Genomic DNA, 24,275 nt, shown 5'->3' with positions numbered 1-24,275 from the left:
TTATAAGCGTTTCGCAAGATAAGCACTAGGCATTATAATCAATAGGCTTATACTAAGTTCAATGCTTGACGAGTCTCTTGAGCGATGCGGTATTCTTCATCTGTTGGTATAACCCACAGCTCGACACTGCTACCTTCTGCTTGGAAGCTGCCTTCTTGGCCACCGTACAATCCAGCGTTCTTTTCAGCGTCCATCTTGATACCGAAATGACGCATGACGGCTAAAATACTTGCGCGCGTGGTGACAGAGTTTTCGCCGATACCACCAGTGAATACAATACCGGTGAATTCAGGCAGTGCACAGCTTAAGCTGGCAAGGTATTTACCAGCGCGGTAGCAGAACATCTCGATGGCGAGCTGTGCATCTTTATGGCCTTCGCTCGCAGCTTGCTCAATAGTACGCAAATCGTTTGATAGGCCAGAAATACCAAGCAGACCGCTTTCACTATTTAGCATCTTATCCGTTTCTTCTAGACTAATACCGAGCTGACGTTTCAGATGCATATGTAAGCTTGGGTCGACATCGCCGCTACGTGTGCCCATCATCAGTCCCTCAAGCGGGGTCAGACCCATGCTGGTATCGAGACTTTTGCCATCGTATACGGCAGTTGCTGAGCAACCATTGCCTAGATGCGCGGTAATCCAGCCATGAGGGCCTTTTGCTTCAGTGATTTGGCTAGCACGTTCTGAGACATAAGCATGAGACGTACCATGGAAGCCATAACGACGGATTTTGTGTTCTTCGTATAGATATTTTGGCAACGCATAGCGGAAGGCGACCGGTGGCATAGTTTGGTGAAAGGCGGTATCAAATACCACAACTTGTGGAATGTCAGGATAAATAGCTTGCACCGCTTCAATACCCAAAGCATTTGCAGGATTATGTAGTGGAGCTAGTATCTTTAGACGTTTTACTTCCTCTAACGCATGCTGATCAACGCGAACGGCTTGAGAGTACTCACGGCCGCCATGTACCACACGGTGCCCGACTGCGATGAAATGATATTGCTCTAGTAGCTCTAGAATTTTTTGTAAGGCGAGTTTGTGACTACCACCAGGAATAGAGATTTCTAACTTATCGCCATTTAGCGTGGTGTGTTTGATACGGGCTGTATCGAGACCTAAGTTTTCGGCAAGACCGGTGATACGAGTAGAGTTGTCATCGCTAATCAACGCGTATTTGATAGAAGACGAACCGCAGTTGAGGACTAAAGTGGGGCTGGTTAGGGTTGATGTTTCGCTATTCTTATCATCAAAAGTGGTACTTAGGTTGGCGCTCATACTCTATCCTTAGATTGGTTTTTATAAAGGGCAAATCAATTATATCGTTCGTTCGATACAAAAAAGACGTCTATTGCCACGTCCTGTTTTATTATCATCAAATGCTACATCGCTGATATCTAAACTGCTGTAGTAAAGGTCACTGAGACATGATGTCATTATTATATGGAATTGATGAAGTTGATAACCGTCGAGTAAATAAAAATCAGCTATGTATATGCCGATAATATCAAGCAAGCATATTGGCGATTTTGTTTATACTTGGGCTACTGTTTCTGACAGTGCTATGCATCCATGCTCATGAGGTAATGCGTATGCATCTCAGGCTAGCATCCTATTGCCGCCGCAAACTGGGAATATAATGTAACACATTTTTGTTTCTACACCACGACAGGGGCAAGGTTTAAAATGTGTGATTAATAAATGGCTAAATATGAAACAAATCAATTATATTCAGTGAGTTATAGAACTATAAATGGATAACTTATACGGGTGGCATAACAGCGCTATTGCTCACGAAATTGTAAGAAATATTGTCGAGACACCCATATGTCATATATTCATATCTAAGCTCGCAGACGATATTACTATAAAAATTCGACTAATGTTCTAGAAAATATCCAACATCACGCAAATTTATTCACCAATCATATTCAGTATCCGTACAGCTTTATGTAATAATGCTATGATGAAAATAGTCATAACGGCAGTGCTTTCGCTGTCGGTTTGGCTGTCCATTTGTTTTTTATTTATCACGATTTACTATCGCCATTATGCCGTCGTAAGCTCACAGGTTATCTATTATATGTCTACTATACACAGCCCCTCAGCAGCCAAGCATGCTAGCTCGTTCGCTCGTACCAGTCGTCAGGCTGTCGCCACTTTATTTATTGGCAGTGCGGTTATGGTAGGATTGTCAGGCTGCGGGCAAAAAGGCGATCTATATTTGGCAGACTCTAGTAGTCAAACGGTAGAAGGCAGTGCGTCTGTACTGGATAGTACTAGTCACCCACAAGATGCAGCCTTTGCGGGTATCGACGATGATAACTATCAAAAAAACCGCTACCTAGAAGAGCAAATGGTGTTGCCTGAGCCTAGTACTGATCCCAACGACTATTAACTGCCAAGCTATTAATTACTAGGCTATTAATCGCTAAGCTGAACCAATAGATAGTGGTCAGATGCCTTTTAATTAGCTGTCTAACTAACTGTAGATTTTCTGGCTACTGGATTGGCTAAATAGCTTTGCTACCTAAATTTAATTTTCACCCTTGATAATCTGATTATATTAGAGATGTTTATATGAGTCATTCTGAACTACCTGCTGACTTGACCGATTCTGCTACTGGCGTATCCGTTACTATCCAAACTGAGCAAGGGCTATATGTTGACCCGAAAGCGTTGAGTGCTCACTTGCCAGCGCTAAGTTATCGCGACGATGCGCTGTATATGGAGCAGGTCAGTATTGATGAGTTAGCAAAACAATATGGCACACCTTGCTACGTGTATTCAAAGCAAGCAATATTGGACGTTTATCAAGCTTATACCGATAGCTTTGCCAGTCTGAATCATCAGGTATGCTATGCCGTAAAAGCAAACTCTAACCTTGCCGTGCTTGGTGTCTTGGCACAGGCAGGCGCTGGGTTTGATATTGTCTCTCGCGGTGAGCTGATGCGTGTGTTAGCGGCAGGTGGCGCAGCATCACGTGTGGTATTTTCAGGCGTTGGCAAAACGTACAGTGATATCGAATATGCGCTGACTCAAGGTATTGGCTGTTTTAATGTTGAGTCTATCAGCGAGCTGACTTTAATCAATGAAGTGGCAAAATCACTCGATAAGCCTGCGCCAATCTCGTTACGCGTCAACCCTAACGTCGATGCCAAAACCCATCCATATATATCAACAGGTCTTAAAGACAACAAGTTCGGTATCACTCACGAAGACGCATTAGCGGTCTATCAGCAAGCGGCCGACTTATCACATATCGACATCGTTGGTATTGATTGTCATATCGGCTCGCAGTTGACTGAAGTAGAGCCATTTGTTGCAGCATTAGATAAAGTTATTGAGCTGATACATAGCCTGCGTGACGCAGGTATTGAGTTGCAACATATCGATTTGGGCGGTGGTTTAGGTGTGCGCTATATCGATGAGACGCCTGTCTCTATCGATGAGTTTGCCCAAGCGTTGTTACCAAAGCTTAGCGAGCTTGGTTTGACTGTATTCTTTGAGCCAGGTCGTAGTATCGTTGCCAATGCTGGCGTGCTTTTGACCCAAGTTGACGTACTCAAGCCGACTGAGCATAAAAATTTTGCTATCGTTGATGCCGCTATGAATGACTTGATTCGTCCTGCTTTATATCAAGCTGAGATGGCCGTGATTCCAAGTGTGTTACCTAATGCCGGTATCGATACGGATGGTACGCAGCCGTGGGATATCGTTGGCGCGATTTGTGAGACGGGTGATTTCTTGGCAAAAGACCGCCTATTATCACTGGCAACAGGTGATGTGTTGGCCATCACTGGCGCAGGGGCTTACGGTTTTACCATGAGTAGTAACTATAACTCACGCCCACGTGCTAGCGAAGTCATGGTGTCTGGTGATAATCATCAGCTAATCCGTAAGCGCGAAACGATTGAAGCGTTATATGCAGATGAAGCGTTGTGGCAGGCGCAGTAAGGCGATTAAAGACGAGCCAAAACTATCGCCGTATTTGATGGTTGGAGAGAACCCATTGTGATAATGACAATGGGTTTTTTTATGACTGGATTTTGAGGAAAGTGTTTTTTAATTAAAGCTGATTCTTAATTGAAGGCATGCCTTTAGTTGAAGGCAACACCATTCACAAAAATTAGAGTAGCAAGGAAAACGAGTGCAAGTACTACTCACTGTAGACTAAACAAGTTTGACACCGCTAATCGTATTTTTTGGGATTGGTATTATTATGATTGTATCTGACAGCGTGCTAAGATAAGGCATACATAAAAATAGGATAGGACATCAAAGATATGCTAATAGAGTTTACTAAAATGCATGGGTTGGGTAATGATTTCATGGTCATTGATTTAGTGACCCAGCGTCTAGATTTGACCAAGGATTTGGTGCAGTTATTGGGCGATCGTCACCTAGGCATTGGCTTTGATCAATTGCTCGTGGTTGAGCCACCCATGCGCCCTGATGTCGATTTCAGTTATCGTATCTTTAATACTGATGGCACCGAAGTCGAACAATGTGGCAATGGCGCGCGTTGTTTCGCGCGTTTTGTGCAGGCACGTAAACTGTCATTTAAGCAGCGTCTACGCGTTGAGACGGCTAGCGGCATTATTTCTCTGACTACTGATCGTTATGGTTGGGTAGATGTCGATATGGGCAAGCCTAAATTTGAGCCAGATGAGATTCCGTTTAGCCCAAGAGCCACGACCAAAATCCAAAACACCTATCATCTTGATGTAAATGGTACGCCTGTACAGCTGTACGTTGCCAATATGGGCAACCCGCATGCTGTCATAAAAGTCGATGACGTACTCGATGCAGAGGTCGAGACTTTAGGCAAAGCAATTGAATCGCATCCTGCGTTCCCAGACCGCGTCAATGTGGGCTTTATGCAGGTGATGAATCAGCGCCACATTCGTCTACGTGTGTACGAGCGCGGTGTAGGCGAGACGCAAGCTTGTGGTACGGGCGCGTGTGCAGCAGTAGCCGTTGGTATACGTGAAGGCTGGCTCGATGAAGGTGAGGAAGTTCGCGCACAGTTATATGGTGGCAGCATGATTATCAAGTGGCAGCCAGGTTATTCAGTTACGATGACGGGTCCGACCGCTTTCGTCTATGAAGGTGTATTTAGTCCAGATGGCCTGATGGCACAAGCGGGTCTTAAACCTAATGCTGAAGGCTGATAACTGTTGTTAGGCCAATCGTATAAATACCAAGGATGGTTCTAATATGGTTATGTCTACCAATAAAGACACTCAGGCGGCTAGCTCAGCACCTTGGCTATCTACTGAGCTGGCCGCCAATATAGAGTCAGACGCTGCCTTACGAGAGCTACTCGCACCTGTGCATCGTTGGCTCAATACATTGTCTGTGCGCAACCATTCGCCGCATACTCTGACCGCTTATTTTGCTGGTTTAAATCAACTGGCGTTATTTTTGCGTGGTAAGCGTCTAACGTGGACACGCTGTGATAAACGGCAACTGGCCCAGCACATCAGTCAACGTCTTGATGAAGATAAGTTGGCGCTTGCCAGTGTCCAGCAAGAGTTGTCTGCGATTCGGCATTTTTATGGTTGGATGATTGAAGAAGAGTTAGCACGTATCAACCCAACCACTGGCTATCAGCTTAAGCGTAGTCCTAGACCGCTGCCTTCTATCGCTGATGTCGATTTGCTAACTCAGCTACTCGATCAAGAGATTCCTGATACACCAGAGCAAGCGCGCTTATGGTTACGTGACAAAGCTATGTTTGAACTGCTCTATAGTAGTGGCTTGCGTGTTGGCGAATTGGTTGCACTCGATATGGCAGATGTAGATTTGTCTGATTTACGGGTACGAGTCACGGGTAAGGGGAATAAAACACGCCTAGTACCACTAGGAATAAAGGCTGCAGAAGCAATTAATCGCTACCTGCCGCATCGTAACCTATGGGTAGAACAGATGGATAGCGCATTGTTCATCAGTGAAAAGCTCGGCACCAGATTATCAACACGGGCAGTGCAACAGCGTTTAAAAGTTGCTGCCACCCGCGCAGGTATCGCACAGAATATGTATCCACATCTATTGCGGCATTGTTTTGCATCACATATGCTGTCAGGCAGTGGCGACTTGCGCGCCGTACAAGAGATGCTCGGGCATAGTGATATTAGCACCACGCAAATTTATACCCACGTTGATTTTGCAAAATTAACGCAGGTTTATGATCGCGCCCATCCACGAGCAACTCATACTCAAAATGATAAGAATCCTAACTAGTATTTGAGTACGAAATCTACTGTAATTAATAATCTACGCCAAACGATGACAGTCAAAGATAGGCAGTTTCTGACGGCCTTGCTCTTGCGCTTGCTTATCTAATGACGCCATGACGATGGCATATTGTTTATCCAGTTCGCTATCGTCATAGCTTGCGATAACACTACTATCAAACGCTGTAATGGCTGCATGTCCCCATGTCTGACGCGTACTACCATCTTTGTAGAGATGATCACCACCTTGCGCTGCGCCGATGACCATACATTGACTATCTAGAGCACGTGCTCGTAACAGCAGCGACCAGTGTGCTTGTCCAGTCAAGTAAGTAAAGGCAGAAGGTGCACTCAATAGTTCAGCACCAGCTTGTCGCAGGCGCTGCGCCAATGCTGGGAAGCGCAAATCAAAACATACCATCATGCCGAGCTGATAGACTGTATTGCCTACTGCTAATGGCGCAATTGCAGTCTGTGTACCCGGCTCAAAGGTCGCCGCTTCGTTATAGCTGCCATGCTTATCGGCCACCGTTGCGGTAAACAGATGAATCTTGTCGTAGCGTGCGACACGGGTGCCATCTGGTGCAAACAGTTGGCTCACTTGACGCAATCTACCATTAGGAACGACAGTGCCATCAGGGCGATAATGGCAGGGTAATGAGCCTGCTAGTACATGTATACCAGCGGTGCGGGCGTAATCTGCTATCGTCGCTGATAAGTCATCAAAACGCTCGGCAGTAGCAGATTGCTGTCCCATGCTGCAGCAGTTCTCAGGCAATACAACAAGCTCAGCCCCTTGGCCTTGTGCATCTGTAATAGCGGCTTTGATATCTGCCAAATTGTCCTCAACATTCTGCTGACTGTTCATTTGAATAGCAGCGACGTTAAGTTGATGGTTACTTGAATTCATGACAATATTCCTATTTGGTGTGAGCTGTATTGGTCATTTACCGTAATTTATTTATTATAATATTTTCGCGGTAATGAGCAGACTGCTCGTATTTATGGGTTGCTCATCCTTGCCAAGATGATAGTTTACTAGCGATAGCAAACCAAACATATCCGGACAAAACATAAATTATCATAGCAAAATTGTGACAAAAAATGCTATCGTCATGTCCTGATAAGATTTATGTCGTTACCTTTACTGACAGAATAAACACAATATCACTAAGATCGGAGTGCAATAAGCCGCCCATGAGTATGTCGTTCGGATTGGCGACCACGCTGAGCAACTCACAAAAGCTAACCCCGCAAATGCAGCAAGCCATAAAATTGCTGCAGCTCTCTAGTCTTGAGCTCGCACAAGAGGTTCAGGCAAAATTAGATAGTAATCCATTACTTGAACGTATCGAAAACGATGACGAATACGACAGTGGTGACGATGAAGTAGAGGAGTGGAGCGAGCCGTTGACGCTTGATAGCTGGAATCAAAGTAGCAGTGACTCATTCGACTCAGTACCTACTAGCGGTACAGAGTACAGTGGCGATAGTAGTGATAGCTTCAGTGATAGTTTGGATAAGCTTCAACAGCCTAATATCGATGATAGTGCAATAGATGTAGATAGCTACAGCAGTTCAGATGCCGATAGCTTTGATATAGGTAGCTTTGACACGGGTAACTATACCTCTACCGCAACAGGCTCTGGCAATAGTAGGGGTGATGAAGATTTCGATAGTTATCAAGGCGGTACATCGTCTACCATTCAAGATCATGTGCGCTGGCAGCTGAACTTTAAGCGTCTATCAGAGGCTGATACGCTGATTGCAGAGTATTTGATAGACTCTATGGATGATATGGGCTTTATTCGAATTGATATAGATGAGCTGCTGCAGAGCTTTGATACGATGGCAAGTTTCTATCAATGGGATGAGCGCGTTGAGAAAGAAGAAGTCTTGACGGTATTACGTATCATCCAATCCTGTGATCCCGTTGGCGTAGGGGCGCGTCATTTAAGTGAGTGCTTATCGATTCAGCTATCTAAACTAGATGCCCACACCGAATACCTACAAGAAGCCCAAGCGCTATTATCAGCGAGCGAACATTTGGTCAGTAATAACATTAAAGCACTGACAGAACGCACAGGGCTTGCACCAGAATATATTACACCTGCGCTTACGCTACTACGTACCTTAAACGCTTCACCAGGGCTATTGTTTCAGTCTAGCCAGCCTGACTATGCCCAGCCGCCTGAAAGCTACGATATTCCAGATGTGTTGGTCACACCTGTTAGAAACAATAAGGCGACAAGTAACTCTGAAGTAGAAGAGGATGGCTGGTATGTACGCCTCAATCCAGACACCTTACCAAAACTACGCGTAAACCAAGAATATGCCAACCTAGTCAAGCGCGGCGATGACAGCCCTGACAATCAATATCTACGCGAAAACCTCACCGATGCTCGATTGTTTATTCGTAGTATCGAAGAGCGCAATCAAAACCTACTCAAAGTAGCGACCAGTATTATACGCTATCAACAAGAGTTCCTGCAGCATGGTGCAACCGCCATGCAACCCTTGATACTAAAGGCAATTGCTGAAGAAGTTGACTTGCATGAGTCTACGGTCTCACGCCTTACCACCAGTAAAACCATCTTGACACCGCAAGGGTTGTTTTCTTTGAAACACTTCTTCTCCTCTCACGTAAGTAGTGCTGATGGAGATATTTCATCGACCGCTATCAGTGCCATGATTAAAAAGCTCATCGCTGACGAAGACCCCAAAAAGCCATTATCAGACAGTCGTATCAAAGATGAGCTGTTAGCAGATGGTATCGATATAGCCAGAAGAACCGTCGCCAAATATCGTGAAGCAATGAATATTGGCTCGTCTACTCAGCGCAAACAGAAATATTAATTATCTAAGATCATCTTTCTACAAGGTTAATGGCTACCTGTCTGTATAGTGTAAACCAGATATAAAAAATAAAATTTTTTGATTATATAGAAACCAAGTAGAAATAATAGGTATTGTTACACTTAATTACAATTTAACGGCTTGCTACTGAGCGATTTTCATGACAAATTAGAGTCATACCAACAACGAACACCAAACGCCGATTTATAGTATTTATTTACAACTAATAAAGGAGACGATAAAAGGATACGTCGACACATTACTAGAGGCATTGGGATAGTTAGTGGTAAGGCAGGATGACAAGAGCAAGAATGCTACCTCATCTGTTGATTGTAAGTTACAAATAAAAGGACAACAATATGAATGTTTCTATCAGTGGTCATCATATCAGCGTTACAGAAGCTATGGACACAGCAGTACGCGAGAAGCTTGAAAAAGTAGAGCGTCACTTTGATCAGATACAAAGTATTCAAGTGATTTTATCGTTAGACAATAGCGGTGCTAGCGACGGCGGTAAAAAGAGCCATAAAGCTGAAGCAATTATGCGTGTCTCGGGTCAAGAAATGTTTGTCCAAGCGTATGAAGATGATATGTATAAAGCCATTAACGAGATGGCAGACAAGCTAGATAGACAAGTACGTAAATATAAAACCCGTCAAGAGCGCAAAAAGACTCAGGGTGCAGGACGCGATAGTCGCTATCAGGATCTAACCCCTGCAGAAGCAGTACCAGCAGCATAGTTCGAGTCTAAACTTTGAACACTATCGTTACAAGCTAGTGAAAGTAGACTAAGAGAATAAAAAATTTATAAGTAGCTACTGCATTAGTTTGTAATTGACATAAAAAAAGACCTCTAACGTGTAATACGTTGAGGTCTTTTTTATCATTAGTAAACTTAGTTAGTAAACTTAGAATGAAAATGAACTAGCTGTCAGCTCAAGCTTATCTGTCTAAATACTATTAACCACCGCCGACGGCTTGTACTACTTCTATATTCATACCTTCTACAATACGTAGTTGAGCAAGCTCGCTTTTTGGCATCAACTCGCCGTCTACTTCTACAGCGTAACGACCCTGACTAAGACCAAGCTCATTGATAACCAGTTGTACAGTCTGATGAGTGGTTTGCAAACTTTTACCATTGACACTAATGGTGCTCATATTAAATACTCCCTACTAAATTAAAATTCCTGTTTATCTGCTATTCACTACGTATCTTGTATTTTATTACTGATAATTCATTGCAGCTAATGCAAAGAGCTAAAAATCATAATAACTATTAAATAGCTCAGCTAGCTGAGTCCTTCAATCTAAAGGCGGAAACGGCCAACCATAGCCAACCTGCAATCATAAGAACGCCGCCAATAGGCGTAATCGCACCGAACCAGCGCGGTGCACCAAGCGTCATGGCATACAAACTACCAGCAAAAATGATAATACCAATTTGTAATAACCAAGCGGTCGTCTGAGTAATATATTTCAAACGAATCAGTATACCCACAAGCAGTAGTCCAAGCGCATGTACGAACAAATATAGCGTTGCCGTATGCCACCACTCGAGTTGTTGGATGCTGACATGACCTTCTAGACCATGCGCACCAAACGCGCCTAAGGCTACGGCGATAGCCATATTAATTGCTGCAATACCGATCCAATTTAACATTGAACAGCTCGTATCATTTTAGGGCTACTGGATATCATCTGGCAAAATCACACTATCAATGGTCATTGCATCACGAATCTTGTCCATGGCATTTTTCTCAATCTGACGGACTCGCTCAGCTGAGATAGAATAAACCGCTGCTAACTCATGCAAGGTGGATTTTTGCTCAGATAACCAACGCTGCTCGACGATATCACGCGAACGATCATCTAAGGTACCCATCGCAGCGATGAGTGCTGATGAGTTGTTTTCTTCCCAGTCTTCTTCTTCCAATTGCTCAGCTGGATCGATACCGTCTTCCAAAAATAGCTGAGGAGCGTAACGACCATCATCATCGTCGCTTGACTGCGCCTCAAATGAAGCATCATAAGAGGTTAGACGTGATTCCATTTCTAACACTTGCTTGCGTGTGACATTCAAGTCATTAGCGATAGCATCTGCTTCCTCTAGTGTCAGCTGATTGTTAGTCTTCTTAAGGCTGCGTAAATTAAAGAATAATTTACGATGAGCCTTGGTAGTCGCAACCTTGACGATACGCCAGTTGCGAATCACGAACTCATGAATTTCAGCTTTGATCCAATGTACGGCAAACGATACCAAACGTACGCCTTTATTTGGGTCAAAACGTTTAACTGCTTTCATCAATCCTAAGTTACCTTCTTGGATTAAATCTGCTTGCGGCAATCCGTAACCCGAGTAGCTACGCGCAATATGAATCACAAAACGTAGATGCGACATCACCAGTAGACGAGCGGCTTCGACATCACCTTCATCATAATAGCGATGCGCCAACTCTTGCTCTTGTACTGGCGTTAAGATTGGGATTTGATGGACAGTATTGATATACGCACCCAAGTTGACCCCTGGCGCTGACAGGTGAGTTGGCATAGCTGGTACTAAGTCGCGCGTACTGGTATTACCTAATGTACTCGCGTCATAAGGTGGTCGCTGAGCAGCGGCTTTTAATGCAGCATCGCGTGCATCGTTTTTTATAGGAGCTGAGCCATCTTTTTTATTTGTATTTACAGCATCAGTAGAAGTATTAGCCATATTCTTGACCTTGGTTAAATAGTTAAGCAAATAGTCAGATAAAAATCTTTATGATTTAATTGTAAAGGATAGCAGCGCTTAGTTGCTATCAGTTTTGGTAATGATGAAGTGATATATTGTAGTGAAACGCTGTAATGATGTGCCATCAACTGACGAATGGTCAGTAACTTTATTGACCACTAGCTTTAAATAATCTGTCGATTGTGATTGCTGACTTTGTCGACAAAACGCTGTGATATCAGCTTGCGAGTTGGGGTCGGTTGCAACCACATACAGTGATTCGCCAACTGTTACGTCACGTAATGCGACTTTGGTTTTTAACAATGGCATCGGACATGCAAGACCACGTCCATCAACAAAACCTTTTATATCTAGTTCAGATTGCGCTGTAGCTACATTATCTGAGCTATGACTTTCAGCCGGTAGCAATTCTAGTAGTTTCGCAATATCGTTCTGCTGTGCATCAGTCAAATTCGCTGATAATTGCATAAAGTGCGATACACGTTTGATGACTAATTCACTAGCAGCGGGCATAACCTAAACCTTGTAGATGTCTATATTTTAATTTGTTTTATCAGCGATAGGCTTTGTTATTGAGTACGAACATAATCCATCAATCATAAATTATGAGGTCGTCATCACAGTCACCTAAACCTACTATCATTGTTGCTTATTATACCAAATAGACAATGTATAGTTGCAGTTGAATATAATCAACGCTGCGTTCGGTTCACTAGAATCATATAACCAAGAGTTGCGCGATTAGCAATTGCCCGATGAATAGTTATACGATTGAGACTTACTGCATAAATAGTAGCCTAATTAATAATTACACAGCCATGTTGCGCAATCGTGACGGGTGGCTAAGTTATTGGTAGTTAAGTGCATTGTAGAATTGACCTTGGATAAACAAGCTCGTATAGTCGAAAAGACGTCGTTAATTATCTTATAGGATATGCACTTGTACCACGCTCATAGAACGAAGCGACCCGACAGCAACAACTCTTTAGTAGCCACAAATTCTGTAGGCTTGCCAATTATGTTATCTAAGCGAAAAGGTAAACGTCATTTTATGAATGTCGCTTTGCCAAATAGTATCAAGGTAGGACTATCAATGATGCTACTAGCCATGGCTAGTGGTGCGCATAGTCGTGAGAGTCAAACGCTGCCATTGGCTGATAGCTCGTGGCAAGTCACAGATCCGCAAACACTAGAGCTACCAAACCTGCGCGGACAAGGCTTAAGCTTTGCTGAGCAATATCAAAACAAAATGCTTGGCGAGTGGTCATTACAGAATATCAATGGCAGTGTCAGAATGGAACATGATCCTTGGGTACAAGAAACGATAAAAGACATGACATGGCGTCTCAATGCCCAAGCTCGTCAGCAAGCACCACTTGGCGTTGTTATCATTGATAACCCCAGTATCAATGCTTTTGCAGCACCTGGTGGCGTAATCGGTATCAATACTGGGACGATACTGTCAGCTAGTAGCATGGATGAGCTGGCAAGCGTCGTCGCGCATGAAGTTGCGCATATCAGTCAACGGCACTACGAAAGCGGCGCTGACGAACGTAAAAAAGCCTTGCTGATGCAGCTAGGCGGTATGCTAGCCGCGATTGCTGCCTCAGCTGTCGATGGTGATGCCGCTGCGGCTGTGATGATGGGCAGTCAAACGGCTTCTATGAATAGCAGCATGGCGTTTAGCCGCAGTAACGAGCGTGAGGCTGACCGAGTAGGGATGCAGATTATGACCCAAGCGGGTTATGATCCTCGGGCGATGCCACGGTTCTTTGCCACGATGAATCAACAGAGTCAGTTAAATCAAGTTGAGAATCAATTCTTACCGAGCTTTGTACGCTCACATCCTCTGAGTAATGAGCGGTTGAGCGAATCACAGAGTCGCGCTCAGCAGTATCCAGCGCTCTCATTGAGCCAGCAGCAGCGCCATCAAGCACTGTTTGATTTACTGTATTGGCGTGTGCAAGTGACTGGTAAACATGCATCCGAAGTCACACTGACAACGGCTGCCAAAAACAGTCTCGGGGCCAAACTTGCGCTAATGCATTGGTATGGAGAACAGCAGCGCTTTACAGATGCTAATAAGGTATTGGCCGAGATAAATGCGTTATCAAGCACGCAGCGTCAAAATTTAGAGCCTCTATTGTCGATTACCCACAGTCAGCTACTAAGTGAACAAGGTAAGTGGCAACAAACCGTAGATGTCTTAGAGAGTCAACAGCGCCTATATCCTGAGCGCCGTGACTTACGCCTCTATCTAGCCGAAGCGCTGACTAATAGTAATCAACCGATAAAAGCTCAAGCCTTGTTAAAACCAATAACAGAACAGCAGCCAAGCGATCGTTATGCATGGCAAAGCTTACAACTTGCCAATGAAAAACTTGCTAAGACCACCACCTCACCACAGTTAGCCAATATCGCGACGATTAATGCATTGCGCTATCGCAGTTATGATCAGCTATGGAACGGGCGTTATGAGAGTGCGCTGACCTCTTTGACACAAGCCAAACAGTTGACGGAAAATCTGCAAACCACAGATCAGGCCAATAGTGCGCGTCCGTTATTGGCCAATATTAACGCAGAACTCAAAGCAATAAAAACCGCCAAAGACTTTAAGCCTTAGGCGGTTATTTATACAGATTAGCCTGCCAATCAATAGCAAGTGCTAGCCTTGTAACGCGTCTTTAACCATTTTAGAAATCAAAGCAGGATCAGCACGGCCAGCTGTTTTATTCTTCAAAACACCCATGACGCTGCCCATATCACGCATAGACGTAGCACCTTGCTCAGCGATTTCAGCATTTACCAATGCCATAATCTCGTCTTGATTCATTTGCTGCGGCATAAACTCGTTGATGATATCAATCTCAAACTGCTCTTTGGTAGCCAAATCATCACGGCCATTTTCTGTAAAGATAGTTAGTGATTCTTGACGCTGCTTTAGCTGCTTTTGCAAAACTTCTAATACTTGCGCATCATCAAGCTCTGTCTGACGGTCAATCTCGATTTGTTTCACTACTGACTGTACATTGCGCAGTACTTTAACGCGCTCAAGCTCACGAGCTTTCATTGAAACTTTGATATTGTCTGATAACGTCTGTTTAAGTTGGCTCACTGCTATTATCCTTATCGATCTGTTAAATGCTATTCGTTAGAGGTTGTTTGTTAAATTTTTAGAACGAAACCTGCTGATAGTGGTTTTAATAAAAAATTATGTCAGCAGTAATAACAAAAATTGTAGCATAAAAAACGCCACTGATATCGATTGATAACAGTGGCGTTAGTGTAGCGCTTGTACTTAGCTAATCAGATTACTGATTAGTACATACGAGTGGTACGAATAGTTTCGCGTTGTAACTTCTTCTTATAACGCTTTACGGCAGCAGCTTTTTTACGCTTACGTACTTGCGTTGGTTTTTCATAAAACTCACGCTTACGTACGTCTGATAATACACCAGCTTTTTCACAAGCACGTTTGAAACGACGGATAGCGATATCAACTGGTTCGTTTTCTTTAACCTTAACTGCAGGCATGAAGACTCCTCGATTAGGATGAGATATAAGGGCATTAGTTTGGCTGTATATTAGTATTTAGCCGTAATATCTCAAGATTACAGGCATCAGCTCAAACTAGGACAATTCTCACGCATTAGCGTAAGGGCAGGTATTTTAATAAAAAATACCAACAAAGTCAATGATTTTAAGTATTTATTGCCGATAGGTTGTTCAATTAGATAGCTATTTGAATTTGGCTCTCAAACTATGAATTCGACATATATACAACGCTTTATCAATAAAAAATCCCTACCGTCTATAACGGTTTGATTGGAGTTTATGCTATGATAATTCCCATATTATAGGGTCTATTGAACATTCAAATATTAGGACTGCTGATAGCTAAAGTTACACTAAACTAGGCGAAAACCGACGATAATGTCGAGATCTTAGCTAGGTTTTCAACAACGGTTGGGGTAATTTTAGCATCAGCCTTTCAGGGCAGTACTCTTTTTTGTCAATATATGGCGAAATAGTTTGACCTAGAATGACTAGGCTTCAACAATTTCACTGCATATTGTCTAAAAAATAGTGACTGTCAGCACCCCATTTGAAAGTTCGATAGACCCTAGTAAGCCTATGAACCGTCTTGTGTGTATTTTATTGAGGATGTTGGAATGAAAAAAACAGTATTTAACACGGCATTAAGCACCGCACTTATCGTAGCTTTAGGTATGAGCGTGAGCGCTTGTAGTGGCGGCGAAGAGCATGAAGAAATAATGGCAATCGATCGCGTTGACGAAGCTGCTGAACTTGCCATCAAAAATGCACCACCAGCTGAAGAAATGGAGTTCCCAGAGACAGCACCAATGCCAGCGGCTGATGCAGTGGGTACAGAAGCTGACGCTGATACTACAGAAGCAGCAGCTACCGATAGTATGGATACAGCCGCTGCTCCTACTGACAGCGCTGATATGGCGGCTACTGACGATACAGCTGCAGCCATTGCTGAATAATTTAGTGGTTAATGGACTATTAACTCAATGGACTATTAAACAGTCGTTGGTCGTATACGTAAGTACTTTAAGCTTATATAACGCACCTCTAATTGATTGCAGACTGACTAAGTAAGGGTAAAACCATGATTGATATACAACCGTATATGAACAAGCTGAAATTGTCTGTGATCAGCATGAGTGTGGTATTTGCTGTGAGTGCTTGTAGCGGTGATAACACAGCTACGGAAGAGTCTACAGCAGCCAATGAGCCTGTTACCGCTATAGAAGAGAAAGCTGTAGCAGAAACCGAAGGCACGACGCCTGAGTCTGTGGTTGAGCCAGAAACAGATACAGATACAGAACCAAAAGCAGCAACAGAGTCTGCCGACATAGTAGATGACGCAGTGGCAACACCTGAAACTGATTCTGAGCCTGAAGTGTTGGCAGCAGATGCAGGTGCCAAACTGTATGAATCAAATTGTCAGGTGTGTCATGCTGCAGGTTTGCTCGATGCGCCAAAGTATGGTGATACAGCGGCTTGGACAGCTCGTCTGACCAAAGATAAAGAAACACTGTATATGCACTCGGCTAAAGGCTTTAATAAAATGCCAGCGCAAGCAGTAAACGGTGTGACCGAAGCACAAGTTAAAGCAGCTGTTGATTATATGCTAGCGTCGGTAAGCTGATACTCTATATTAGAGTATGTCAGCTATTGAAATTTGCTAAACTGGCCGTCATTGTGACTGACAATGACGGTTTTTTTATGCACGTTTTTTGTCATGTCAGTCTGAGAATATACAGCTGTATCAAGCGAATTCGAGATAGTGTGTGGCTGATTGTATTATAGTCGGTGAACTACTAAACCGCTACGGCGTTACCCTCCTTAGATGTACTACTTGTACAATCTGCAGTCGGCTGCCTTGTACTCATTTTAGAGTTCTTTGACTATAGTTATCCAGTTTCTCAAAATGATGTAAGATAAAAGTGCGATAAAAATAGCACGAAAACGAAAGTATAAAGGCAAAAGTATGAAAGTATTGGGCTTAGAGACCTCTTGTGATGAGACGGGGCTAGCGATTTTTGATAGTGAGCAAATAAATAGCGACAACCAAGGTTTGGTCGGGCAAGTACTGTACTCTCAGATTGAGCTGCACGCCCTTTATGGTGGCGTTGTGCCTGAGCTTGCTAGCCGCGATCATATTCGTAAGCTAGTACCGTTACTTAATGAGCTACTCGAACAGTGCGATATGACAAAAAGCGAGATCGATGCGATTGCCTATACCAAAGGGCCTGGACTTATTGGTGCATTGATGACAGGTGCATTATTTGGACGTAGCTTGGCATATGGTTTAGATATCCCAGCGATTGGTATTCATCATATGGAAGGGCACTTACTTGCGCCGCTGATGGGTGCAAACCCTCCAGCATTTCCTTTTGTCTCTCTACTAGTATCTGGTGGGCATACGTTACTCATTGCTGCCCATGGCGTAGGGCAGTATGAGATATTGGGTGAGTCGATCGATGACGCGGCGGGAGAGTGCTTTGATAAAGCGGCTAAAATGCTGGGTTTACCTTATCCTGGCGGCCCTAATATAGCCAAGCTGGCAGAAACTGGTAACCCTGACGCTTACGCACTACCAAGACCAATGCTCCATCGGGGTCTAGACTTTTCGTTTAGTGGTATGAAAACAGCCGTGCATAATCTTATTAAAGATACGCCACATTCAGGAGGGTCGGGTAATGGTGCTGACAGCGATCCAAAAATTCGTGCTGATATTGCCGCTAGCTTTCAGCATGCAGTGGTCGATACACTGGTGAAAAAATGCGTCAAAGCACTCAAGCAAGCAGATATGAGCCGCTTAGTAATTGCGGGCGGGGTCAGTGCCAATACTCATCTGCGTGAGATGTTAGAGGCTGAACTGGCTAAGATCAATGCGACGGTTCATTATGCACCGCCTGCGCTATGTACGGATAATGGCGCGATGATTGCTTATGCAGGTTTTGAGCGCTTGCAAGCAGGACAGTCTGATGATTTGGCCGTTAGCTGTATTCCGCGTTGGCCGATGACAGAATTGCCAGCTGTGTAATTGAGCCTTTTGTTCAATACGTTTATATGAATTAAGGACAGTCTATGCAGTGGCTTGCTATTGGCTTGGGCGCAGCATTCGGTGCTTGTTTGCGAGCTTGGCTATCGCGTTTTAATGCTTTGCACGGTTGGGTGCCACTCGGTACCCTGAGCGCCAATATCTTAGGCGGACTGCTGATAGGGCTTGCGCTAGTATGGTTTGAGCGCATGGGAAGCAATTTATCTGATCATGTACGCGTGTTTGTGATTACCGGATTTTTGGGCGGGCTAACGACCTTTAGTACGTTTAGTGCAGAGGTATTTGGCTTTATCCATGACGGGCGGCTGCTGGCAGGATTAGCGCTCATCGGCCTGCACGTTGGACTGACATTATTAGCAACCGCGCTTGGCTTTTATTTCTTTAAGCTAGTTTTGTAGGCGTTGATAGATATTAATCGTTTAAGAGTCTGTTATAAGTGGTTCCATTATACCAGTCTGTTTTAAGTAGTCTGTTAATAGGTTTTTGGGGTGAAATAGCTGGTTCCGCTGGGGTATACGCAAGACGAAACCCGTAGCTTTGATTATGTTTGAGTTCGATGTTTATTTTGCAACATTGCCAAGGATTTTAAAAAATTATTTTTCCAAAAAACAAACCAGCCATAAAAAAACCGGATACCAAAAACGATAAATATGTATAAACCGTTGATGTATAAATTATGAAACCATGCTTCTTGGTCTATCAAACCTAACGTGAACCAGTTTGCATTGGTTAAAAACGCTAACATGCCAATGGCCATAAAAAATCCAAAAATAAGTGACCAAGCACAACTACGTAAAAAAGACATGAAGCTATGAATACTTCTAGGGTCAATCTGCTGCATTCCCATCCATTTCAATGGCTTCCACAATACGATCGACAATGCCGCTAAGATAGGAACAAACATCATCACTCGGATAAAGTGGTAAAACATTGCGGCATCACCAAATGGAGAAGCCAAAAACGCCCATTCATCGCCAAACTGTTGCTTCAGTTTGGTATCTGCACTATTACCACTAAAATATAAATCAAAAAATTTTCTGTTCTCATTAATTGGTGGTAGCGTCAAGTTATTATGTATCCAACCAATGCACATATTGACCCAGTCAGGCTGCCACACTAGGCTCAGATCTCTTATCCAGCAGCGGGTATACAATATATCGAAGAGTATGAATGCAAATAAAAATGCCAGTGATAGCGTTTCTAATCGGTTAGGTGGCAACTTGCCATTGCTAGTAATCTGCTTATGTACCTGCTTTCTTTGCTCAATATCCTCTATGCTGTCTAATATTTCATACACTTTGGCAGTGGCTTGAAACAGGTACGCATTTTTGCCTTTTATCAGCCGATACCAAAACTTAGGAACACTTAAGGCCACACATAAGAGCAAGAATCATACTGAGTTGAGGATTAGGTTTTGAATATCGTTGAATACTGGTATGCGTATACCAATAGAAAACAAACCAACGAAAAACCAAAATAGGCAGATGAGTAAGTAGTAGAAGAGATACTCTTCATAGAGACGGCCTGATGTCATCCATTCTTGGATAGATTCGTTATCGGAAGATGTCTGCATTAGGGTTTTAATCTTTTTTCTTAGGTAAATTGGTATGTATATTAATAATTGTCTACTTTAATTAAAAGTGATTTAAAAAAAGTGATTTTTTAAAGCGAAAGCACCCCAATTTTCACTCAGAAAGCTCGCTTCGTGTACATTACCAAGTACACCGCGACCACCTAAATAGCTAAAGATACTGATACCACTAGCCTATAGCCTTATATTCAAGTCCTCACTAGGGAACCATTATTTTCCCCAATGCCTATCATAACGTAAGAAAGCGAACGATATTTTATAACCAAAAAATGTAATAAACAGTGTAATATTAAACTGGCTTTACAATACCCTCTAACAAATTCGCAAACCCCTGCATATACGCCGTATCTCGACTTGAGGTACGCGTCGCTGCGTACAGCTGACAATGAACCCCTTCTCCTAGTGGTCGTGATACGACCCAGCCTTTTTTCTCGTATTCAGCAACCACCCAATCAGGCAATGCTGCTACGCCGCGTTCACTGGCGACCAACTGAATTAGCATCGCGGTCAGCTCTGTCGTACGAACACTCTCAAAGCTTACTTGTGCTGGCGTCATAAAATTGGCAATGATGTCGAGACGCTTGGCCTCTACGGGATAGGCAATCAATGTCTCGTTAATCAAATCATTGGGGTCAATAAATTTTTGAGTAGCTAAATCATGTGTTGGTGAAAGTACCAAACGACTCTCATATTCAAACAATGGCTGATAGCTGATACCATCGAGCGGTAAATCACTGGTAGTAATAAGCAGATCAATATCACCTTCCATGAGTAGATGATGCGGCTCAGGCTCAAACCCTGTGGCAAAGTCCAGCTCGACATCTGACCATTCACGGCGATAGTGGTTAAGTATCGGCATCAGCCAATCAAAGCAGCTGTGACACTCTGATGCTAGGCGTAATCTACCTGCTTGACCATGTGCTAAGCGTTTGAGGTTAGATTTGGTACGAGTAACTTGCGGTAGGATGTTGTCTGCCAATGCCAATACTGCTTTACCAGCTGGCGTAAAACTAAGCGGGCGCGTCCGGCGATTGACCAAGCTGATGTCGTAATAGTTCTCAAGCTCTTTTAATTGATGCGAAACGGCCGAGGCAGTAACGTGCAGCTCATCCGCCGCTGCTGCAAGTGAACCATGCGCTCGTAGCGCGGTTAATGTATTAAGATGACGTAGCTCAAGCATAATGTAACCTAACCGCTAAGGTGAGAAAAATTCATTATAGTCAATATAGCGCTGACTTTCACTCATAGTCCATTATTAATGAGTAGTTCATAAGCAATTAGTCAGCAATTAACATCTAGCGCTTGCGTAACAACAACTGTGAGATAACGACCAATACTAGTGAAGCGACCAGCAATAACGTACCAATGGCGTTGACTTCTGGCTTGAGTCCTACGCGCACCATAGAATAAATGCGCAGCGGTAAAATCTCATAGCTAGGCCCTGTAACAAAGGTCGATACCACTACATCATCTAGCGATAAAGTGAAAGCTAGCAACCAACCTGCCATGACCGCAGGCAAGATAACGGGAATCAATACGGTGCGCACCATGGTTGATTCGTTAGCACCCAAGTCGCGTGCCGCTTCCATTAAACGCTCATCTAAACTATTCAATCGTGCAAAGACGGTAATGACAACAAAGGGTAGGCAAAAAGTAATGTGCGCCAATAGCAGTGAGACAAAGCCCAACTGCAAACCAATCAGTAAGAACAATGCTAATAATGAGATAGCGAGTACAATCTCAGGCGACATCATCAGGACAAACAGCAGACCGTTTAGCAAGCCTTTACCGCGAAAATTATAACGGTGTAATGCCAGCGCTGTAAGCGTACCTATCAAAGTTGAGACGGTGGCTGCCACCAATCCTAATACAATAGAGTGCCAAAACGCATCGAGCATTGCTTGGTTATTGAATAGTGATTCATACCACTTTAAGCTAAAGCCGCCCCAGTTGTAGCCAATTTTTGACTTATTAAAGGACATTACCACTAAGACGATGATGGGCAGGTACAACAAGGCATAAATCAGTCCGAGATAGCCTTTGGCGGCGATACTGCCAATTTTGAGCGTACGATTTTTTTTATTCGGTGAGCTATAAGACATTAGGCCACCTCGTTAAAGTCAGTCTTGCCAATGCGGCGGCTACTGGCACGGTAGGCAAGTAATAATACTGCCATTGCCAGTGTCAATAACACGCTGGCCGCAGCACCAAAGGGCCAATCACGCGCATCCAAAAATTGGTTTTTGATAATATTACCGACCAATAAGTTACGAGAACCACCCAAGATATCTGCCACATAAAACATGCCCATCGCAGGCAATAGCACGAGCAGTACACCAGAGATAATTCCCGGTGTCGTTAATGGCAATACCACATGCCAAAAGGTCTGTGTTTTAGTTGCACCCAAATCCTGAGAAGCCAATAGCATGTCATTACGCAAATCGGTAAATACGGCATATAGCGGTAGCACCATAAACGGGAATAACAAGTAAGTTAGTCCTGCAATCACCGCGCCTTGGGTATATAGAATATCGATAGGGGTGTCGATTACGCCAATTGCCAATAGCAATTTATTAATCAAGCCATTGTTAGCAAATAGTAATTTGAGCGCATAAGTCCGTACCAAAGAGTTGGTCCAAAAGGGCAGGATCAATAGCAGCATAAGCAGCGGTTGCCATCGTACTTTTACCCTAGATACTAGCCACGCAAAAGGATAGCCCAGTAGCAAGCAGATGATCGTTGTGATACCTGCCATCCATAATGAGTGGACAAATACCTCAAAATACAATGGATCAATCATCCGCACATAGCTGTCGATGCTAACAGGTAAGCTAATAAACGCACTGCTATCACGGGTCAAAAAACTGACAGCGATGACTAGGATATTTGGTAATAGTGCAAATATCAGTAGCCACCCCCAGATTAGCCAAAGCGTAGCGGTACGAAATGGACTTTTACTGCCTAAGTGGTTGCGGGCCATCAGCTACCATCCTTTTGTACAGTCTTGTCTGGCACAGCTTCAGAGTCTTCTGGCAATACCCATTCCCAGCCATCTACCCATGAGACTTTGACGCCCTCGTTTAGTTTGTAATCAAAGCTCGGGTCATCCTCATCAAAAAACTCAGAGGCCTTAATGATATGACCATTTGCCAGTTCGATAATCGAGTCTAAGGTGCTACCTTTATAGTTACTCTCGATGACACGGCCTAACAGTCCGCTATGTTCGTTGTCTTTTGGATCGTATATACGCAGGTCTTCGGGGCGAAGTAGTAAGTTGACGATATCGCCCACTTGTACATCGTTGGCAAAATTGGGACGACGTAAGTTGCGTAAGGTGGTTGGCCCTTCTTGTGCTTGCGCTTCACAGACTTCGACCTCGATACGTCCGTTAGTCACTTTGCCATCGCGATCTGGCTGGTCTGGATGGACACCTTTGACCTGAGCTTTAAACAGATTGGTCTCGCCGATGAATTTTGCAGTAAACAAATTGGCAGGGGTTTCATAAATCTCGATAGGCGTACCGATTTGCTGGAACGTACCGTCTTTCATCACGGCAATACGGTCTGACATCGAGAGCGCCTCTTCTTGGTCATGGGTCACGAAAACAAAGGTGATGCCTAGCTCACGTTGCAGACGCTTCAGCTCAGATTGCATTTGCAGGCGCAGTTTGTGATCGAGCGCGGATAATGGCTCATCAAGCAATAGTAGTTTAGGACGGTTAATCACCGCACGTGCAATCGCAACTCGTTGCTGCTGACCTCCAGACAAATCTTGCGGCTTACGGTTGGCTAAATGTTCTAGCTGTACCATCGCTAGCATCTCGCTAACACGTCTTTGGATTTCATCTTTTGGGACTTTCTTTAGCTTTAGACCATAAGCCACGTTTTGGGCGATGCTCATGTGAGGGAACAGCGCATACTGCTGAAATACGGTATTGACCGGACGTTTATCAGCGGACAAGCCTGCCATCTGTACGCCATCCAAATATATCGCCCCAGCATTAGGCTGTTCAAAGCCTGCAATCAAGCGTAGTAATGTCGTCTTACCACAGCCTGATGGGCCAAGTAACGTCAGAAACTCACCATGCTTAATATCAAGGTTAATGTCTTTTAGGACTTCGGTTTGATCATAGGTTTTTTTTAGACCAGTCAGTTGCAGCAGCACCTGATCATCATGAGGTGACGCAGAGGTGTTATGCGTATTTTGAGATAAATCGGTCATAATATCTGTTCCTAAGCGTCTAACATCTATATGC

General features: G+C 43.8%; 25 protein-coding genes. 11 read left to right on the top strand and 14 right to left on the bottom strand.

Translation table 11 applies throughout. The annotated features are described in order from the left end of the window. Window positions 1–47 precede the first annotated feature (47 nt). Window positions 48–1,280, bottom strand: coding sequence for an acetate kinase (locus QL898_RS02125; protein ID WP_057758117.1), 1,233 nt, complete (start codon window positions 1,278–1,280; stop codon window positions 48–50). A gap of 805 nt (window positions 1,281–2,085) precedes the next feature. Here QL898_RS02125 and QL898_RS02120 point away from each other — a divergent pair. The 4 genes from QL898_RS02120 (at window position 2,086) to QL898_RS02105 (ending at window position 6,248) form a co-directional block, all read left to right on the top strand. Next, window positions 2,086–2,400, top strand: a complete 315-nt coding sequence (locus QL898_RS02120; RefSeq protein ID WP_290175629.1) for a lipoprotein — start codon at window positions 2,086–2,088, stop codon at window positions 2,398–2,400. A 182-nt stretch (window positions 2,401–2,582) separates the two neighbouring features. Next, the gene (lysA, locus tag QL898_RS02115; protein WP_290175628.1) at window positions 2,583–3,959 is read left to right on the top strand and encodes a diaminopimelate decarboxylase; all 1,377 of its coding nucleotides are present in this window, start codon (window positions 2,583–2,585) and stop codon (window positions 3,957–3,959) included. Window positions 3,960–4,288: 329 nt separating this feature from the next. Beyond that, window positions 4,289–5,176, top strand: a complete 888-nt coding sequence (dapF, locus tag QL898_RS02110; protein ID WP_057758121.1) for a diaminopimelate epimerase — start codon at window positions 4,289–4,291, stop codon at window positions 5,174–5,176. Between the two features lie 46 nt (window positions 5,177–5,222). Beyond that, window positions 5,223–6,248 (top strand): tyrosine recombinase XerC, encoded by a 1,026-nt coding sequence (locus QL898_RS02105; protein WP_290175627.1) that lies wholly within the window; start codon window positions 5,223–5,225, stop codon window positions 6,246–6,248. 33 nt (window positions 6,249–6,281) lie between these two features. On the opposite strand, the gene QL898_RS02100 is transcribed toward QL898_RS02105, so the two are convergent. Beyond that, window positions 6,282–7,151, bottom strand: a complete 870-nt coding sequence (locus QL898_RS02100; protein WP_290175626.1) for a nitrilase-related carbon-nitrogen hydrolase — start codon at window positions 7,149–7,151, stop codon at window positions 6,282–6,284. 287 nt (window positions 7,152–7,438) lie between these two features. On the opposite strand from QL898_RS02100, the gene rpoN reads away from it, so the two are divergent. Both rpoN and raiA read left to right on the top strand, forming a co-directional pair. Then, a complete protein-coding gene (rpoN, locus tag QL898_RS02095) occupies window positions 7,439–9,097 on the top strand; it encodes an RNA polymerase factor sigma-54 (protein WP_290175625.1) in 1,659 nt (552 codons plus the stop codon). A 359-nt stretch (window positions 9,098–9,456) separates the two neighbouring features. Continuing rightward, the gene (raiA, locus tag QL898_RS02090; protein WP_057758130.1) at window positions 9,457–9,837 is read left to right on the top strand and encodes a ribosome-associated translation inhibitor RaiA; all 381 of its coding nucleotides are present in this window, start codon (window positions 9,457–9,459) and stop codon (window positions 9,835–9,837) included. Window positions 9,838–10,057: 220 nt separating this feature from the next. Here raiA and thiS read toward each other — a convergent pair whose 3' ends face one another. The 4 genes from thiS to QL898_RS02070 form a co-directional block, all read right to left on the bottom strand. Next, window positions 10,058–10,258: a sulfur carrier protein ThiS gene (gene thiS / locus QL898_RS02085; RefSeq protein WP_057758131.1), complete on the bottom strand. Its 201-nt coding sequence runs from the start codon at window positions 10,256–10,258 to the stop codon at window positions 10,058–10,060. A 127-nt stretch (window positions 10,259–10,385) separates the two neighbouring features. Then, on the bottom strand, window positions 10,386–10,760 hold the full coding sequence (locus QL898_RS02080) for a DUF423 domain-containing protein (protein ID WP_290175624.1): 375 nt from the start codon (window positions 10,758–10,760) through the stop codon (window positions 10,386–10,388). A gap of 24 nt (window positions 10,761–10,784) precedes the next feature. Next, on the bottom strand, window positions 10,785–11,648 hold the full coding sequence (rpoH, locus tag QL898_RS02075; RefSeq protein ID WP_201549441.1) for an RNA polymerase sigma factor RpoH: 864 nt from the start codon (window positions 11,646–11,648) through the stop codon (window positions 10,785–10,787). A gap of 240 nt (window positions 11,649–11,888) precedes the next feature. Continuing rightward, complete coding sequence (locus QL898_RS02070) at window positions 11,889–12,344, bottom strand: sulfurtransferase TusA family protein (RefSeq protein WP_290175623.1); 456 nt, start codon at window positions 12,342–12,344, stop codon at window positions 11,889–11,891. 505 nt (window positions 12,345–12,849) lie between these two features. Between QL898_RS02070 and QL898_RS02065 the strand changes: the two genes are divergently transcribed. After that, on the top strand, window positions 12,850–14,454 hold the full coding sequence (locus QL898_RS02065; protein ID WP_290175622.1) for a M48 family metalloprotease: 1,605 nt from the start codon (window positions 12,850–12,852) through the stop codon (window positions 14,452–14,454). A gap of 42 nt (window positions 14,455–14,496) precedes the next feature. Here the strand turns inward: QL898_RS02065 and QL898_RS02060 are convergent, their stop codons facing one another. Next, complete coding sequence (locus QL898_RS02060; protein ID WP_057758141.1) at window positions 14,497–14,946, bottom strand: GatB/YqeY domain-containing protein; 450 nt, start codon at window positions 14,944–14,946, stop codon at window positions 14,497–14,499. A 203-nt stretch (window positions 14,947–15,149) separates the two neighbouring features. Continuing rightward, window positions 15,150–15,365 (bottom strand): 30S ribosomal protein S21, encoded by a 216-nt coding sequence (gene rpsU, locus QL898_RS02055; RefSeq protein WP_010195908.1) that lies wholly within the window; start codon window positions 15,363–15,365, stop codon window positions 15,150–15,152. 638 nt (window positions 15,366–16,003) lie between these two features. Between rpsU and QL898_RS02050 the strand changes: the two genes are divergently transcribed. From QL898_RS02050 to crcB, 4 genes are all read left to right on the top strand, one after another. Next, window positions 16,004–16,342, top strand: a complete 339-nt coding sequence (locus QL898_RS02050) for a hypothetical protein (protein WP_134292356.1) — start codon at window positions 16,004–16,006, stop codon at window positions 16,340–16,342. A gap of 125 nt (window positions 16,343–16,467) precedes the next feature. Continuing rightward, a complete protein-coding gene (locus QL898_RS02045) occupies window positions 16,468–17,010 on the top strand; it encodes a c-type cytochrome (RefSeq protein WP_290175621.1) in 543 nt (180 codons plus the stop codon). Between the two features lie 342 nt (window positions 17,011–17,352). After that, window positions 17,353–18,411, top strand: a complete 1,059-nt coding sequence (gene tsaD / locus QL898_RS02040; protein ID WP_290175620.1) for a tRNA (adenosine(37)-N6)-threonylcarbamoyltransferase complex transferase subunit TsaD — start codon at window positions 17,353–17,355, stop codon at window positions 18,409–18,411. A gap of 44 nt (window positions 18,412–18,455) precedes the next feature. Next, the gene (gene crcB, locus QL898_RS02035; RefSeq protein ID WP_102078044.1) at window positions 18,456–18,827 is read left to right on the top strand and encodes a fluoride efflux transporter CrcB; all 372 of its coding nucleotides are present in this window, start codon (window positions 18,456–18,458) and stop codon (window positions 18,825–18,827) included. Between the two features lie 143 nt (window positions 18,828–18,970). On the opposite strand, the gene QL898_RS02030 is transcribed toward crcB, so the two are convergent. The 6 genes from QL898_RS02030 to potA all read right to left on the bottom strand — a co-directional run bounded on the left by QL898_RS02030 (window position 18,971) and on the right by potA (window position 24,241). Further along, entirely contained in the window at window positions 18,971–19,804 is an 834-nt protein-coding gene (locus QL898_RS02030) for a hypothetical protein (RefSeq protein ID WP_290175619.1), read from the bottom strand. A gap of 15 nt (window positions 19,805–19,819) precedes the next feature. Beyond that, window positions 19,820–20,002, bottom strand: coding sequence for a hypothetical protein (locus QL898_RS02025; protein ID WP_290175618.1), 183 nt, complete (start codon window positions 20,000–20,002; stop codon window positions 19,820–19,822). 307 nt (window positions 20,003–20,309) lie between these two features. Next, a complete protein-coding gene (locus tag QL898_RS02020) occupies window positions 20,310–21,200 on the bottom strand; it encodes a LysR family transcriptional regulator (protein WP_290175617.1) in 891 nt (296 codons plus the stop codon). 115 nt (window positions 21,201–21,315) lie between these two features. After that, window positions 21,316–22,122, bottom strand: coding sequence for a spermidine/putrescine ABC transporter permease PotC (potC, locus tag QL898_RS02015; RefSeq protein ID WP_290175616.1), 807 nt, complete (start codon window positions 22,120–22,122; stop codon window positions 21,316–21,318). Next, a complete protein-coding gene (potB, locus tag QL898_RS02010; protein ID WP_290175615.1) occupies window positions 22,122–23,000 on the bottom strand; it encodes a spermidine/putrescine ABC transporter permease PotB in 879 nt (292 codons plus the stop codon). Before potB ends, potC begins: the two co-directional genes overlap by 1 nt. Next, window positions 23,000–24,241 (bottom strand): spermidine/putrescine ABC transporter ATP-binding protein PotA, encoded by a 1,242-nt coding sequence (gene potA, locus QL898_RS02005; RefSeq protein ID WP_290175614.1) that lies wholly within the window; start codon window positions 24,239–24,241, stop codon window positions 23,000–23,002. Before potA ends, potB begins: the two co-directional genes overlap by 1 nt. Window positions 24,242–24,275 lie beyond the last annotated feature (34 nt).

Source organism: Psychrobacter sp. APC 3279 (genome assembly GCF_030407795.1).
GTDB lineage: Bacteria > Pseudomonadota > Gammaproteobacteria > Pseudomonadales > Moraxellaceae > Psychrobacter.
This window is presented reverse-complemented; position numbering and strand designations above follow the sequence as displayed.